Here is a 14,432-nt window from a genome sequence, read left to right on the forward strand (position 1 = left end):
GATGTCGAAACTCGGCAACCTCGGCGCCCGACTCCACCGCGGCGAGATCAGCTACGACTTCGTCGGCAAGCGCAAGATCTGGTACGGCATCTCCATCCTGATCACCATCACGGCCATCGTCGGCCTGGCGGTGCGCGGCCTGAACATGGGCATCGACTTCCAGGGCGGTGCCGTCTTCACCACCTCGAAGACCAGCATCTCGGTGTCCCAGGCGGAGACCTACGCGTCCGAGGCCTCCGGTCACGACGCGGTCGTCCAGAAGCTCGGCACCGGCGGTCTGCGCATCCAGATCGCCGGCATGGACACCGAGAAGTCGGACGAGACCAAGGCCGCGCTGGCCAAGGACATGAACGTGGACCCCGAGTCCATCGCCGCCGACCTGGTCGGACCCAGCTGGGGTGACGAGATCGCCAACAAGGCCTGGGAAGGCCTCGCGATCTTCATGGTCCTCGTGGTCATCTACCTGGCGATCGCGTTCGAGTGGCGGATGGCGGTCGCGGCCCTGGTCGCGCTGATCCACGACATCACCATCACGACCGGTATCTACGCCCTGGTCGGCTTCGAGGTCACCCCCGGCACGATCATCGGTCTGCTGACGATCCTCGGTTACTCGCTCTACGACACGGTCGTCGTCTTCGACAGCCTCAAGGAGCAGACCAAGGACATCACCAAGCAGACCCGCTTCACCTACAGCGACATCGCCAACCACTCGATCAACGGCACCCTGGTCCGTTCGATCAACACCACGGTCGTCGCGCTGCTGCCGGTCGCGGGTCTGCTGTTCATCGGCGGCGGCTTCCTCGGCGCGGGCACGCTCAACGACATCTCGCTGTCGCTGTTCGTGGGTCTCGCCGCGGGTGCCTACTCCTCGATCTTCATCGCCACGCCGCTCGTCGCCGACCTCAAGGAGGCCGAGCCGCAGATGAAGGCGCTGAGGAAGCGCGTTCTCGCCAAGCGCGCCCAGGCCGCCGCCGAGGACGAGATGTCCGAGGCCCGCGTCGGCGGCTCCGAGGGACCGGACGACTCCGCTCCGGCGGTCGTCGGACCGCGCAACCAGCCGGCGTCCCGCAACCGGGGCGGCCGCGGCCGTCCGTCGGGGAAGCGCCGATGACGGAGATCAGGGAACTGCTGCTCAGCCGTATCAGGGACGTCGCGGACTACCCCGAGCCGGGTGTGGTGTTCAAGGACATCACCCCGCTCCTGGCGGACCCCGCCGCGTTCACCGCGCTCACCGACGCCCTCGCGGAGATCGCCGGCCGCACCGGTGCCACCAAGGTCGTCGGCCTGGAGGCCCGGGGCTTCATCCTGGGCGCCCCGGTCGCCGTCCGGGCCGGCCTCGGCTTCATCCCGGTCCGCAAGGCGGGCAAGCTGCCCGGAGCGACCCTGCGCCAGTCCTACGACCTGGAGTACGGCTCCGCCGAGATCGAGGTGCACGCCGAGGACATCGGCGAGCACGACCGGATCCTGATCGTCGACGACGTGCTCGCCACCGGCGGCACCGCCGAGGCCTCGATCCGCCTGGTCCACGGCGCCGGCGCCGAGATCGCGGGCGTCGCGGTCCTGATGGAGCTCGGTTTCCTCGGCGGCCGCGCCCGCCTGGAGCCGGCCCTCGCCGGAGCGCCGCTGGAGTCCCTCCTCAAGGTCTGAGCGTCCCGCGACCGAACGAACCGGCCGTCCCCTTCCGGGGGCGGCCGTTCGCCGTCCGCCCGGGGCCTCCCGCAACCCTCAGGACACCCGCGTGGAATCCCTCGGTGGCCTCCTGTGTTACTTGCGTATACGGTCCCCGGTCCGTCCTGCGGGCGATGACATGGCCCAGGATCGCTACCATGGGCATTCCGGAGCCTGACCGGGGGACCCGGATCGCGCACGAGGAGCCCTCTTGCCAGACGAGGCCCAGCCACTGACCGCCGCCAAGCCCGAGCCCGCCTCGGCGCCCGCGGCCAAGCCCGCGCCGAACGTGTCGCAGACCAAGAACGACACCCGTGGGCCGGTCGAGCACGCCCAGTCCGCGCCCGCCGAGAAGTCGGCCGAGAGCTCGCGCCCCAAACCGTCCCCGGCCGAGCGTTCCACGACCCGCCCCAACAGCGGCCAGCCCGCGCGCACCGGCTCCTCCAGCCGCGTCCGCGCCCGCCTGGCCCGCCTCGGCGTGCAGCGGGCCAACCCGTACAACCCGGTCCTGGAGCCGCTGCTGCGCATAGTCCGCAGCAACGACCCCAAGATCGAGAACGCCACGCTGCGCCAGATCGAACGCGCGTACCAGGTCGCCGAACGCTGGCACCGCGGCCAGAAGCGCAAGAGCGGCGACCCCTACATCACCCACCCGCTCGCGGTGACCACGATCCTCGCCGAGCTGGGCATGGATCCGGCGACCCTGATGGCGGGCCTGCTGCACGACACCGTCGAGGACACCGAGTACGGCCTCGAGGACCTGCGCCGCGACTTCGGCGACGTCGTCACGCTGCTCGTGGACGGCGTGACCAAGCTGGACAAGGTCAAGTTCGGCGAGGCCGCGCAGGCCGAGACCGTGCGCAAGATGGTCGTCGCCATGGCCAAGGATCCGCGCGTCCTGGTCATCAAGCTCGCCGACCGCCTGCACAACATGCGCACCATGCGCTACCTCAAGCGCGAGAAGCAGGAGAAGAAGGCGCGCGAGACCCTGGAGATCTACGCGCCGCTCGCCCACCGCCTGGGCATGAACACCATCAAGTGGGAACTGGAGGACCTCGCGTTCGCGATCCTCTACCCCAAGATGTACGACGAGATCGTCCGGCTGGTGGCCGAGCGGGCACCGAAGCGTGACGAGTACCTGGCCATAGTGACCGACGAGGTCCAGGCCGACCTGCGGGCCGCCCGCATCAAGGCCACCGTCACCGGCCGCCCGAAGCACTACTACAGCGTCTACCAGAAGATGATCGTCCGCGGCCGGGACTTCGCGGAGATCTACGACCTGGTGGGCATCCGCGTCCTGGTGGACACCGTCCGCGACTGCTACGCGGCCCTGGGCACCGTCCACGCGCGCTGGAACCCGGTTCCGGGGCGCTTCAAGGACTACATCGCGATGCCCAAGTTCAACATGTACCAGTCGCTGCACACCACGGTCATCGGCCCCAACGGCAAGCCCGTCGAACTCCAGATCCGCACGTTCGACATGCACCGCCGCGCCGAGTACGGCATCGCCGCGCACTGGAAGTACAAGCAGGAGGCCGTCGCCGGCGCCTCCAAGGTCCGTACCGACGTGCCCAAGTCGTCCGGCAAGGGCAAGGACGACCACCTCAACGACATGGCGTGGCTTCGCCAGTTGCTGGACTGGCAGAAGGAGACCGAGGACCCCAGCGAGTTCCTGGAGTCCCTGCGCTTCGACCTGTCCCGCAACGAGGTCTTCGTCTTCACGCCCAAGGGCGACGTCATAGCGCTTCCGGCCGGCGCCACCCCGGTCGACTTCGCGTACGCCGTGCACACCGAGGTCGGCCACCGCACGATAGGCGCGCGTGTCAACGGCCGCCTGGTACCGCTCGAATCCACCCTGGACAACGGCGACCTGGTCGAGGTCTTCACCTCCAAGGCACCCGGCGCCGGCCCCTCCCGGGACTGGCTCGGCTTCGTCAAGTCCCCACGGGCCCGCAACAAGATCCGCGCCTGGTTCTCCAAGGAGCGCCGGGACGAGGCGATCGAGCAGGGCAAGGACGCCATCGTCCGCGCGATGCGCAAGCAGAACCTGCCGATCCAGCGCATCCTCACCGGGGACTCGCTGGTCACGCTCGCCCACGAGATGCGCTACCCCGACATCTCCTCGCTGTACGCGGCGATCGGCGAGGGCCATGTGGCCGCGCAGAACGTGGTGCAGAAGCTGGTGCAGGCGCTCGGCGGCGAGGAGGCGGCCACCGAGGAGATCGACGAGGCGGTACCGCCGTCCCGCACCCGCGGCCGCAAGCGGCGCAGCAACCAGGACCCCGGCGTGGTCGTCAAGGGCGTCGACGACGTCTGGGTCAAGCTGGCCCGCTGCTGCACGCCCGTGCCCGGCGACCCGATCATCGGGTTCGTCACCCGCGGCAGCGGTGTATCGGTTCACCGCAGCGACTGCGTCAACGTGGAGTCACTGTCGAGGGAGCCGGAGCGCATCCTCGACGTCGAGTGGGCGCCCACCCAGTCCTCGGTCTTCCTGGTCGCCATCCAGGTCGAGGCCCTGGACCGGTCCCGGCTCCTGTCGGACGTCACCCGCGTCCTGTCCGACCAGCACGTCAACATCCTCTCCGCCGCCGTCCAGACCTCCCGCGACCGGGTGGCCACCTCGCGGTTCACCTTCGAGATGGGCGACCCCAAACACCTGGGCCACGTCCTGAAGGCCGTACGGGGCGTGGAGGGCGTCTACGACGTCTACCGGGTCACGTCGGCCCGCAACCGGTCCTAGCGCCCGGCACACGACGAGAGGGGCCCCGTACGCGCCGTACGGGGCCCCTCTCGTCGTGTGCGCCTGCGCGCCGCTCAGCCGCCGAACTCCTGGAGACCCTTCAGGGCCTGGTCCAGGAGCGCCTGCCGGCCCTCCAGCTCACGCTCCAGCTTCTCCGCCTTCGACGTGTTGCCCTGGGCGCGGGCCTGCTCGATCTGCGTCCGCAGCTTGTCCACCGCGGCCTGCAGCTGGCCGGTCAGACCCGCGGCACGCGCGCGTGCCTCCGGGTTGGTCCGCCGCCACTCGGCCTCCTCGGCCTCCTGGATGGCCCGGTCGACCGTGTGCATCCGGCCCTCGACCTTCGGACGCGCGTCGCGCGGCACGTGGCCGATGGCCTCCCAGCGCTCGTTGATCGAGCGGAAGGCGGACCGCGCGGACTTCAGGTCCGAGATCGGCAGGAGCTTCTCGGCCTCGCCGGCCAGCTCCTCCTTCAGCTTCAGGTTCTCCGTCTGCTCCGCGTCCCGTTCGGCGAACGCGGACCCGCGGGCCGCGAAGAACACGTCCTGGGCGCCGCGGAAGCGGTTCCACAGGTCGTCCTCGTGCTCGCGCTGGGCGCGGCCGGCGGCCTTCCACTCCGTCATCAGGTCGCGGTAGCGCGCGGCCGTCGGGCCCCAGTCGGTCGAGGCCGCCAGCGACTCGGCCTCGGCGACCAGCTTCTCCTTGGCCTTGCGGGCGTCCTCACGCTGCGCGTCGAGCTGCGCGAAGTGCGCCTTGCGACGCTTGGAGAACGCCGACCGGGCGTGCGAGAAGCGGTGCCACAGCTCGTCGTCCGACTTGCGGTCCAGGCGCGGCAGACCCTTCCAGGTGTCCACCAGCGCGCGCAGCCGTTCACCGGCCGACCGCCACTGGTCGGACTGGGCCAGCTGCTCCGCCTCGACGACCAGGTCCTCCTTGGCCTTGCGGGCCTCGTCGGACTGCTTGGCACGCTGCGCCTTGCGCTCCTCGCGACGCGACTCCACGGTCTTCACCAGCTCGTCGAGCCGGCCCCGCAGCGCCTGCAGATCACCCACCGCGTGGTGCGCCTCCACCTGCTCGCGCAGGTGGTCGATGGCGACCTGGGCGTCCTTGGCGGACAGGTCGGTGGTCCGCACGCGCTTCTCGAGGAGGCCGATCTCGACAACCAGGCCCTCGTACTTGCGCTCGAAGTAGGCCAGCGCCTCGTCAGGGGAGCCGGCCTGCCAGGAACCGACGACCTGCTCGCCGTCGGCCGTACGCACGTACACGGTCCCCGTCTCGTCGACGCGGCCCCACGGGTCGCTGCTCACAGCGCCTCCTCCACATGATGCCTGCGAGGGGCCTCTGTGCCCCCGGGCATCGTCCACAGTTTCGTCACGGCCAACATAGGCGACCGGCGGGTTGCCTGTCCGCATCCCGCGCGACCGAAGTTTCGCGGTTGGACCTCAGGATTTCGTGACCGTCGCCTTGTTGATGACGACCGTCGCGTTCGGGGCTCCGTCGCCGGATCCGGTGCTGTCGCCGGCCGCCGCGATCTTCTTGAGGACCTTGAGTCCGGCGGCGTCCACCGTGCCGAACGGGGTGTAGCTGGGCGGCAACTGGCTGTCCTGGTAGACCAGGAAGAACTGGCTGCCGCCGGTGTGCTTCTGACCGGTGTTGGCCATCGCGATCGTGCCCGTCGGGTACACGCCGCCCTTCAGGCTCGTGTCCTTCAGGTTCTCGTCGGGGATCGTGTACCCGGGACCACCGCTGCCGGTGCCCGTCGGGTCGCCGCACTGCAGCACGTAGATGCCGTTGGTGGTGAGCCGGTGGCACTTGGTGTGGTCGAAGTACCCCTTGGACGCGAGGAAGTCGAAGGAGTTCACCGTGTGCGGGGCGGCCGCCGTCTTCAGCGCGATGGCGATGTCACCGCACGTCGTCGCCAGCTTCATGGTGTAGTTCGCCGACGTGTCGATCGACATCGCCGGCTCCTTCTTCCAGCTCAGCTTCTCGACCTTGCCCGCCGCCGGCTTCGCGCACGGGTCCGCCGGCTTGCTGGCGCTGGGCGCGGCACTCGGCGTCGTCTGCGAGCTGGCGTTCGCCTTGTCGTCGTTCTTCAGCACACCGGTCGTGTACAGCGCAACGCTGCCGATCACGATCACGCCGAGCACGGACGCGATCACGGAGTTGCGCATGCGTGACTTGCGCCGTGCGCTGGTACGCCGCTGCTGCTGCCGCAAGAACTTCTCCCGGGCGAGCTGACGCCGCCGCTGCTCCTGGGTGACCACCGGGTTCTCTCCTCATGCGTGTCGTATGTCGACCGGTACGCGTGCGTCCTGTGCGCTGTGTGAGCCGACCACTGCGTGTAGCCCCGTACCGTATATGGGTTCGCTGAGGAAACGGCAGCGCCGGTAGGCTCTGGACCACAGCTTGTAGCCACCCGAACCGACACAACAAAGGACGATCGTGCTCATTGCCGGGTTCCCCGCCGGGGCATGGGGGACGAACTGTTATCTCGTCGCCCCCGCCGCCGGTGCGGAGTGCGTGATCATCGACCCCGGCCACCAGGCCGCCGAAGGCGTCGAGGAAGCACTGAAGAAGCATCGGCTCAAGCCCGTCGCCGTCGTCCTCACCCACGGCCACATCGACCACGTGGCCTCGGTCGTCCCCGTGTGCGGCGCGCACGACGTGCCGGCCTGGATCCACCCCGAGGACCGGTACATGATGAGCGACCCCGAGAAGGCGCTCGGCCGGTCCATCGGCATGCCGCTGATGGGCGAGCTGACGGTGGGGGAGCCCGACGACGTCTTCGAACTGACCGACGGCGCGAAGCTGGAGCTGGCCGGACTCGAATTCTCCGTCGCGCACGCGCCGGGCCATACCAAGGGGTCGGTGACCTTCCAGATGCCGGAGACGGCCGACGTCCCGTCGGTCTTCTTCTCGGGCGATCTGCTCTTCGCCGGCTCCATCGGACGCACGGACCTGCCGGGCGGCTCCATGGACGACATGCTGGCCTCGCTGGCCCGCGTGTGCCTGCCGCTCGACGACTCCACCGTGGTGCTGTCCGGCCACGGCCCCCAGACGACCATCGGCCAGGAGCGCGCCACCAATGCCTATCTGCGGCAGGTGGCGGGCGGCCTCGGGAGCGCGGACGCTCCCCGACGAGGAATGTGACGAGAGACCTTCCGTGAGCACCTTTCAGGCCCCCAAGGGCACCTACGACCTGATCCCGCCGGACAGCGCCAAGTACCTGGCCGTCCGCGAGGCCATCGCCGCGCCGCTGCGCAACTCCGGCTACGGCTACATCGAGACGCCCGGCTTCGAGAAGGTGGAGCTGTTCGCGCGCGGGGTGGGCGAGTCCACCGACATCGTCACCAAGGAGATGTACGCCTTCGAGACGAAGGGCGGCGACAGGCTCGCACTTCGCCCCGAGGGCACCGCGTCCGTGCTGCGCGCCGCCCTGGAGGCGAACCTCCACAAGGCCGGCAACCTGCCCGTCAAGCTCTGGTACTCCGGCTCGTACTACCGCTACGAGCGTCCGCAGAAGGGCCGTTACCGCCACTTCTCGCAGGTCGGTGCCGAGGCCATCGGCGCGGAGGACCCGGCGCTCGACGCCGAGCTGATCATCCTGGCCGACCAGGCATACCGCTCGCTGGGGCTGCGGAACTTCCGCATCCTGCTGAACAGTCTGGGCGACAAGGAGTGCCGTCCGGTGTACCGGGCCGCGCTCCAGGACTTCCTGCGCGGCCTCGACCTCGACGAGGACACCCTGCGCCGGGCGGAGATCAACCCGCTCCGGGTGCTGGACGACAAACGGGAGTCGGTCCAGAAGCAGTTGGGCGACGCCCCGCTGTTCCGCGACTACCTCTGCGACGCCTGCAAGGCGTACCACGAGGAGGTCCGGGAACTGATCACGGCCGCGGGCGTGGCCTTCGAGGACGACCCGAAGCTGGTGCGCGGCCTCGACTACTACACCCGGACGACCTTCGAGTTCGTCCACGACGGTCTGGGCTCGCAGTCCGCGGTGGGCGGCGGCGGCCGCTACGACGGCCTGTCCGAGATGATCGGCGGCCCCGCGCTGCCGTCGGTGGGCTGGGCACTCGGCGTCGACCGCACGGTCCTGGCGCTGGAGGCCGAGGGCGTGGAGCCGGACCTGCCGTCCGCCACCAGCGTCTTCGCGGTACCGCTCGGCGAGGAGGCCCGCCGGATCCTGTTCGCCAAGGTCACCGAACTGCGCCGGGCCGGGGTCGCGGCGGACTTCTCCTACGGCGCCAAGGGCCTCAAGGGCGCGATGAAGAACGCCAACCGCAGCGGGGCCCGCTACACGATCGTCGCCGGCGAGCGGGACCTCGCCGAGGGTGTCGTCCAGCTCAAGGACATGGAGTCCGGCGAGCAGACGGCGATCGGCGTGAACGAGATCGTGGCGGAACTGGAGTCCAGGCTGGGCTGAGCCCGGCGGGGCGAACGGATCATGCTGCCCGGAGCCGCACGGCTCCGGGCAGCTCCGCGTGCGGCGCCGTACCGTCTCGCGGCCCGTCAACCCGGCGGGTGGCGATTCCTCCTGCCGGGCGATTCCGGCCCGGACCGGCAGGCGCGGGGCCGCCACGCGCGCGTGCCCGCCGCCGGATCCGTGCCCAGGACCGGACCCCGCCGCCGTCCCGGCCCGGCCGCCCCGGCCGGGCCCCGAGGGGCGGCCGGAACCCGGCCCCGGGGGGCACCGTCGCGTACGTCCTTATGTCCACCGAACGGTGGAGAGGGCGCCTCGTGCGGCACAATGGCCACTGCCCGAAGGAGTCTCCAACTCTCAAACAGACGGAATCGGCGTGATGAGCAAGACGACAGTCCACGACGTCTCCAGCGAGCCCGAGCCCGAGCACGCCTCCACGGCACCGCGCACGGAGGGCGGCGGCATCGCCTTCGGGCTGCTGCTGATCATCACCGGCGCCGCCGGCCTGCTGGCCGCCTGGGTCATCACGATCGACAAGTTCAAGCTGCTGGAAGCCAAGGTCGAGGGCAAGACGTTCACACCGGGGTGCAGCCTCAACCCGGTCGTCTCCTGCGGCAGCGTCATGGAGTCCAAGCAGGCCGCCGCCTTCGGCTTCCCGAACCCGATGCTCGGCCTGGTCTGCTACGGCATCGTGATCTGCGTCGGCATGAGCCTGCTGGCCCGTGCCCGCTTCCCGCGCTGGTACTGGCTGACCTTCAACTTCGGCACCCTCTTCGGCGTCGCGTTCTGCACCTGGCTGCAGTTCCAGTCCCTGTACCGGATCAACGCCCTGTGCCTGTGGTGCTCGCTGGCCTGGGTCGCCACGATCACCATGTTCTGGTACGTGACCTCCTTCAACATCCGCAAGAACTTCCTGTCGGCCCCGAACTGGCTGAAGTCCTTCTTCGGCGAGTTCACCTGGGTCCTGCCGGTCCTGCACGTGGGCATCATCGGCATGCTGATCCTGACCCGCTGGTGGGACTTCTGGACCAGCTGACGGCGCGGCCCGCGCTGTCAGTGCGGTCATTTAGGGTTTCGGTGTGGAACCCGACCTGTTCACCGCAGCCGCAGAAGAACGCCAGGAGAAGGATCCGGCCGGCAGCCCCCTGGCGGTGCGGATGCGCCCGCGCACCCTCGACGAGGTGGTGGGCCAGCAGCATCTGCTGAAGCCGGGATCCCCGCTGCGCAGACTGGTCGGCGAGGGTTCCGGCGGCCCGGCCGGTCCGTCCTCGGTGATCCTCTGGGGTCCGCCCGGCACCGGCAAGACCACCCTCGCCTACGTCGTGTCCAAGGCCACCGACAAGCGGTTCGTGGAGCTCTCCGCGATCACCGCGGGCGTCAAGGAGGTCCGCGCGGTCATCGACGGCGCCCGCCGCGCCACCGGGGGCTACGGCAAGGAGACCGTCCTCTTCCTCGACGAGATCCACCGCTTCAGCAAGGCCCAGCAGGACTCCCTGCTCCCGGCCGTCGAGAACCGCTGGGTCACCCTGATCGCGGCGACGACGGAGAACCCGTACTTCTCGGTGATCTCCCCGCTGCTCTCCCGCTCGCTGCTGCTCACCCTCGAACCGCTCACCGACGACGACCTCCGCGGCCTGCTGCGCAGGGCCCTGACCGACGAGCGCGGCCTGAAGGACTCCGTCGCCCTCCCGGCGGACACCGAGGACCACCTGCTGCGCATCGCCGGCGGCGACGCCCGCCGCGCCCTGACCGCCCTGGAGGCCGCCGCCGGAGCGGCCCTCGACAAGGGCGAGGCGGAGATCGGCCTGGGAACCCTGGAGGAGGTCGTCGACCGGGCCGCGGTCAAGTACGACCGGGACGGCGACCAGCACTACGACGTCGCCAGCGCCCTCATCAAGTCCATCCGCGGCTCCGACGTCGACGCGGCCCTGCACTACCTGGCCCGGATGATCGAGGCGGGCGAGGACCCCCGCTTCATCGCCCGCCGCCTGATGATCTCCGCCAGCGAGGACATCGGCCTCGCCGATCCGCACGCCCTGCCCACCGCGGTGGCCGCCGCCCAGGCCGTCGCCATGATCGGCTTCCCGGAGGCCGCCCTCACCCTCAGCCACGCCACCATCGCCCTCGCCCTGGCGCCCAAGTCCAACTCCGCGACCACGGCGATCGGCGCGGCGCTGGAGGACGTCCGCAGGGGACTGGCCGGACAGGTGCCCCCGCACCTGCGCGACGGCCACTACAAGTGCGCCGCCAAGCTGGGCCACGCGCAGGGGTACGTGTACCCGCACGACCTGCCCGAGGGCATCGCCGAGCAGCAGTACGCCCCGGACCCGGTCAAGGACCGCGAGTACTACACCCCGACCCGGCACGGCTCCGAGGCGCGGTACGCGGACGCCGTCGAGTGGACCCGGAAACACCTCGGTCGCAGGCGGTCCTGAGCAGCCTGTAGAATCCCTCGAAGCGCTGAGTCCCGCGCTGTCAGAGCGGGACAGTCGGCCGGAACCTCCGCAAGGAGGATCCAGGAGCGTCGCGCACCGTCGAACGGTGTCGCGGGCAGCCCACCACCACTCGCCGTACGGCGGGACCGGTCGGTGGGCCACTCGCGTGCTGCACGTATGTGCCCAGACCAGGGGAGCGGCTGCCCACCAGACCCGGCAACGGGCTCCGGCGGGTTTCCCCGGCTGCGGATTGCGACCTCCCTCAACCCTGACGAGCCGATATCAGAAGGAAGAAAGAGACAAGTGGCGAACCAGTCCCGCCCCAAGGTCAAGAAGTCGCGTGCCCTCGGCATCGCGCTGACCCCGAAGGCCGTCAAGTACTTCGAGGCCCGTCCCTACCCGCCGGGTGAGCACGGCCGCGGCCGCAAGCAGAACTCGGACTACAAGGTCCGTCTGCTCGAGAAGCAGCGTCTGCGCGCGCAGTACGACGTGTCCGAGCGCCAGCTCGTCCGCGCCTACGAGCGTGCCTCCAAGGTGCAGGGCAAGACCGGTGAGGCCCTGATCATCGAGCTGGAGCGTCGCCTCGACGCGCTGGTCCTGCGTTCGGGCATCGCCCGCACGATCTACCAGGCCCGCCAGATGGTCGTGCACGGCCACATCCAGGTCAACGGTCAGAAGGTCGACAAGCCGTCCTACCGCGTGCGTCCGGACGACGTCATCCAGGTCCGCGACCGCTCGAAGGACAAGACGCTCTTCCAGATCGCCCGTGAGGGCGGCTTCGCCCCCGACGGCGAGATCCCGCGCTACCTGCAGGTGAACCTCAAGGCCCTGGCGTTCCGCCTGGACCGCGAGCCCAACCGCAAGGAAGTTCCGATCATCTGTGACGAGCAGCTCGTCGTCGAGTACTACGCCCGCTGATCCCAGCCCCGGCACAGCACTCGGTCGTCAGCCCGCCGTCTCCCCGCCCTTCCGGGTGGGCGAGGCGGCGGGCTGCCGCATGTCGGCACCGTCCTCGTGCCGCGGGCCCGGCCCACGCGGCGACGGCAGCGCGTCCAGCGGCCGTACCCCGAAGCGGTCCAGCGCCCGGGCCACCGCCGCCTGCCGGTCCAGCAGCGCCCCCTGCCGCACGCACTCCGCGTACCGCTCCTCGCCCAGCGCCCGCCGGGCCGTCGCCGCGCACAGCTCGTGCGGGGCGTTGTAGTAGGCCGAGCCGAACAGCGGCAGCCCCACCGACGGCCACATCCGACCCGCCGCCCCCTGGAGCACCGCCGCCTCCGCCGGATCCCCCTCGGCCACGGTCACCAGCGCCAGCAGCTCGATCGACAGCACCGACCCCAGCAGGTCGTTGAAGCCGTGCGCATGGCCCAGGGAGTCGGCCAGCAGCTCGCGGGCGCCCGCGAGATCGCCGTCCCGCCAGGCCGCGTACGCCAGCACGTACAGCGCGTACGACCGCGCCCACCGCTCGCCGTGGTCCTCGCACACCCGGCGCACGTCCTCGCACAGCCGCACCGCGTCCGGCAGGTCGCCGAGGAACGCCCGGGCCATCGCCAGCTCGACCTGGCCCATCAGGACGTTGCTGTTGAGCTCGCCGATCTCCCGGTAACGGTCGAGTGCCGAGCGCAGCAGCGTCTCCGCGCGGGGCATGTCGTCGGTGACCAGGGCCAGACAGCCGGTGCGGTGCTCCGCGTACGCCAGCGCCGTGGGGTCGGCGGCCGGCCCGGCCGCCTCCCGGCACTCCTGGAGCGCGGCCAGCGCGGACACCGCGTCGCCCTGGAGGACCGCCACGTAACCCAGCACCCACAGTGCCTTCAGCCGGGAGCGCGGGTACTCCGAGTCCAGCTCCAGGCTCAGCTCCAGCCAGCGCCGCCCCTCCGAGAGCCGCCCGCAGCCCACCCAGTAGAACCACAGCGAGCCCGCCAGGTACTGCCCCAGATGCGCCTCGTCCGGCTCGGTCAGGCAGTGGTCCAGGGCGGCCCGCAGGTTCGGCAGCTCGGCCTCGGCGCGCGCGGCCACCTCGCCCTGCCGGGGCGAGAACCAGTCCAGCTCGCACCAGGTCGCCAGCCCCATGAACCAGTCGCGGTGCCGTCGCCGCAGCCGTCCCGCGTCCCCGGTCGCCGCCAGCCACTCGGCGCCGTAGGCCCGCACGGTGTCGAGCATCCGGTAGCGCACACCCGCCGGGGTCTCCTCCCGCGACACCACCGACTGCGCGAGCAGCTCCGTCAGCACGTCCAGGACGTTCTCGGACGGCAGCCCGTCCCCGCCGCACACGTACTCGGCGGCCTCCAGGTCGAGGCCGCCCGCGAACACCGACAGCCGCGCCCACAGCAACCGCTCGGCGCCGGTGCACAGTTCGTGGCTCCAGCCGATCGCCGTGCGCAGCGTCCGGTGCCGGGGCAGGCCGTCGAGCCCGCCGCCGGTCAGCAGCCGGAACCGGTCGTCGAGCCGCTCCAGGATCTGCGCCGGCGACAGCGCCCGCAGCCGGCCCGCCGCCAGCTCGATCGCCAGCGGGATCCCGTCCAGGCGCAGGCACAGCTCCCGTACCGACGCGTGGTCCCGGACCGCCAGCCCCTGCCGCTCGGCGCGCTCGGCGAACAGCTCCACCGCGTCCTCGGGGCCGAGCGGCGCCAGCGGGAACAGCCGTTCACCCGCCAGCCCCAGCGGCCGCCGCGCCGTCACCAGCACGGTCAGGTCGGGCAGCCACCCCAGCAGTTCGGCCACCAGCTCCGCGCAGTCGGCGACCAGGTGTTCGCACCCGTCGAGGAACAGCAGGCACCGGCGGCCCGCCAGGTGCTCCAGGAGCGTCTCGCGCGGCAGCCGGGTGGTGTGGTCGGTCAGACCCAGCGCCTCCGCGACCGCGTACTCCACGAACCCCGGGTCGCGCACCGCGGCCAGCTCCACCCGCCACACCCCGTCCCGGGGCGCCGCCGCGGCGGCCGCCCTGGCCGCGAGCCGGGACTTGCCGACCCCGCCCACCCCGGTCACCGTCACCAGCCTGCCGGACCCCAGGGCCCGGGCCAGCTCGCCGAGTTCGGCCGAGCGGCCCACGAACGCGGTCAGTTCCAGGGGCAGATTGCCGTCCGCCGACGGGCCGGGGCGCTGAGGACCTCGCATAGGACACGGAGCGTACTTAACCGTGTTCGGTCCGTACAATCGGTTCCCGCAACTCGGC

At 70.7% G+C, this 14,432-nt stretch carries 11 protein-coding genes; 8 read left to right on the forward strand and 3 right to left on the reverse strand.

The genetic code is table 11. The features are described from left to right. The first annotated feature begins 1 nt into the window (after position 1). The 3 genes from secF (at position 2) to ACFY3I_RS21895 (ending at position 4,408) form a co-directional block, all read left to right on the forward strand. Positions 2–1,111 (forward strand): protein translocase subunit SecF, encoded by a 1,110-nt coding sequence (gene secF, locus ACFY3I_RS21885; RefSeq protein ID WP_365293262.1) that lies wholly within the window; start codon positions 2–4, stop codon positions 1,109–1,111. After that, positions 1,108–1,647, forward strand: a complete 540-nt coding sequence (locus tag ACFY3I_RS21890) for an adenine phosphoribosyltransferase (RefSeq protein ID WP_390862042.1) — start codon at positions 1,108–1,110, stop codon at positions 1,645–1,647. Before secF ends, ACFY3I_RS21890 begins: the two co-directional genes overlap by 4 nt. A 232-nt stretch (positions 1,648–1,879) precedes the next feature. Next, on the forward strand, positions 1,880–4,408 hold the full coding sequence (locus ACFY3I_RS21895) for a bifunctional (p)ppGpp synthetase/guanosine-3',5'-bis(diphosphate) 3'-pyrophosphohydrolase (RefSeq protein WP_365293258.1): 2,529 nt from the start codon (positions 1,880–1,882) through the stop codon (positions 4,406–4,408). A gap of 74 nt (positions 4,409–4,482) precedes the next feature. Here ACFY3I_RS21895 and ACFY3I_RS21900 read toward each other — a convergent pair whose 3' ends face one another. Both ACFY3I_RS21900 and ACFY3I_RS21905 read right to left on the reverse strand, forming a co-directional pair. After that, a complete protein-coding gene (locus ACFY3I_RS21900; protein WP_390862043.1) occupies positions 4,483–5,712 on the reverse strand; it encodes a DUF349 domain-containing protein in 1,230 nt (409 codons plus the stop codon). Positions 5,713–5,847: 135 nt separating this feature from the next. Further along, positions 5,848–6,669: a peptidylprolyl isomerase gene (locus ACFY3I_RS21905; protein WP_365293256.1), complete on the reverse strand. Its 822-nt coding sequence runs from the start codon at positions 6,667–6,669 to the stop codon at positions 5,848–5,850. Positions 6,670–6,847: 178 nt separating this feature from the next. On the opposite strand from ACFY3I_RS21905, the gene ACFY3I_RS21910 reads away from it, so the two are divergent. The 5 genes from ACFY3I_RS21910 (at position 6,848) to rpsD (ending at position 12,181) form a co-directional block, all read left to right on the forward strand. Continuing rightward, on the forward strand, positions 6,848–7,555 hold the full coding sequence (locus ACFY3I_RS21910; RefSeq protein WP_365293254.1) for an MBL fold metallo-hydrolase: 708 nt from the start codon (positions 6,848–6,850) through the stop codon (positions 7,553–7,555). Between the two features lie 13 nt (positions 7,556–7,568). Continuing rightward, positions 7,569–8,831, forward strand: a complete 1,263-nt coding sequence (gene hisS / locus ACFY3I_RS21915) for a histidine--tRNA ligase (RefSeq protein ID WP_390862044.1) — start codon at positions 7,569–7,571, stop codon at positions 8,829–8,831. A 376-nt stretch (positions 8,832–9,207) separates the two neighbouring features. Further along, positions 9,208–9,864: a vitamin K epoxide reductase family protein gene (locus ACFY3I_RS21920; protein ID WP_390862045.1), complete on the forward strand. Its 657-nt coding sequence runs from the start codon at positions 9,208–9,210 to the stop codon at positions 9,862–9,864. A 43-nt stretch (positions 9,865–9,907) separates the two neighbouring features. Continuing rightward, the gene (locus tag ACFY3I_RS21925) at positions 9,908–11,263 is read left to right on the forward strand and encodes a replication-associated recombination protein A (protein ID WP_390862046.1); all 1,356 of its coding nucleotides are present in this window, start codon (positions 9,908–9,910) and stop codon (positions 11,261–11,263) included. Positions 11,264–11,566: 303 nt separating this feature from the next. Continuing rightward, complete coding sequence (rpsD, locus tag ACFY3I_RS21930; RefSeq protein WP_351707197.1) at positions 11,567–12,181, forward strand: 30S ribosomal protein S4; 615 nt, start codon at positions 11,567–11,569, stop codon at positions 12,179–12,181. 27 nt (positions 12,182–12,208) lie between these two features. Here rpsD and ACFY3I_RS21935 read toward each other — a convergent pair whose 3' ends face one another. Further along, a complete protein-coding gene (locus tag ACFY3I_RS21935) occupies positions 12,209–14,374 on the reverse strand; it encodes an ATP-binding protein (RefSeq protein WP_390862047.1) in 2,166 nt (721 codons plus the stop codon). Positions 14,375–14,432: the final 58 nt, after the last annotated feature.

Source organism: Streptomyces sp. NPDC001068 (assembly GCF_042897315.1).
GTDB lineage: Bacteria > Actinomycetota > Actinomycetes > Streptomycetales > Streptomycetaceae > Streptomyces.

Coding starts and splice junctions, on each gene's coding strand:
- secF (WP_365293262.1), top strand. CDS start 2: ATGTCGAAACTCGGCAACCTCGGCGCCCGACTCCACCGCGGCGAGATC.
- ACFY3I_RS21890 (WP_390862042.1), top strand. CDS start 1,108: ATGACGGAGATCAGGGAACTGCTGCTCAGCCGTATCAGGGACGTCGCG.
- ACFY3I_RS21920 (WP_390862045.1), top strand. CDS start 9,208: ATGAGCAAGACGACAGTCCACGACGTCTCCAGCGAGCCCGAGCCCGAG.
- ACFY3I_RS21935 (WP_390862047.1), bottom strand. CDS start 14,374: ATGCGAGGTCCTCAGCGCCCCGGCCCGTCGGCGGACGGCAATCTGCCC.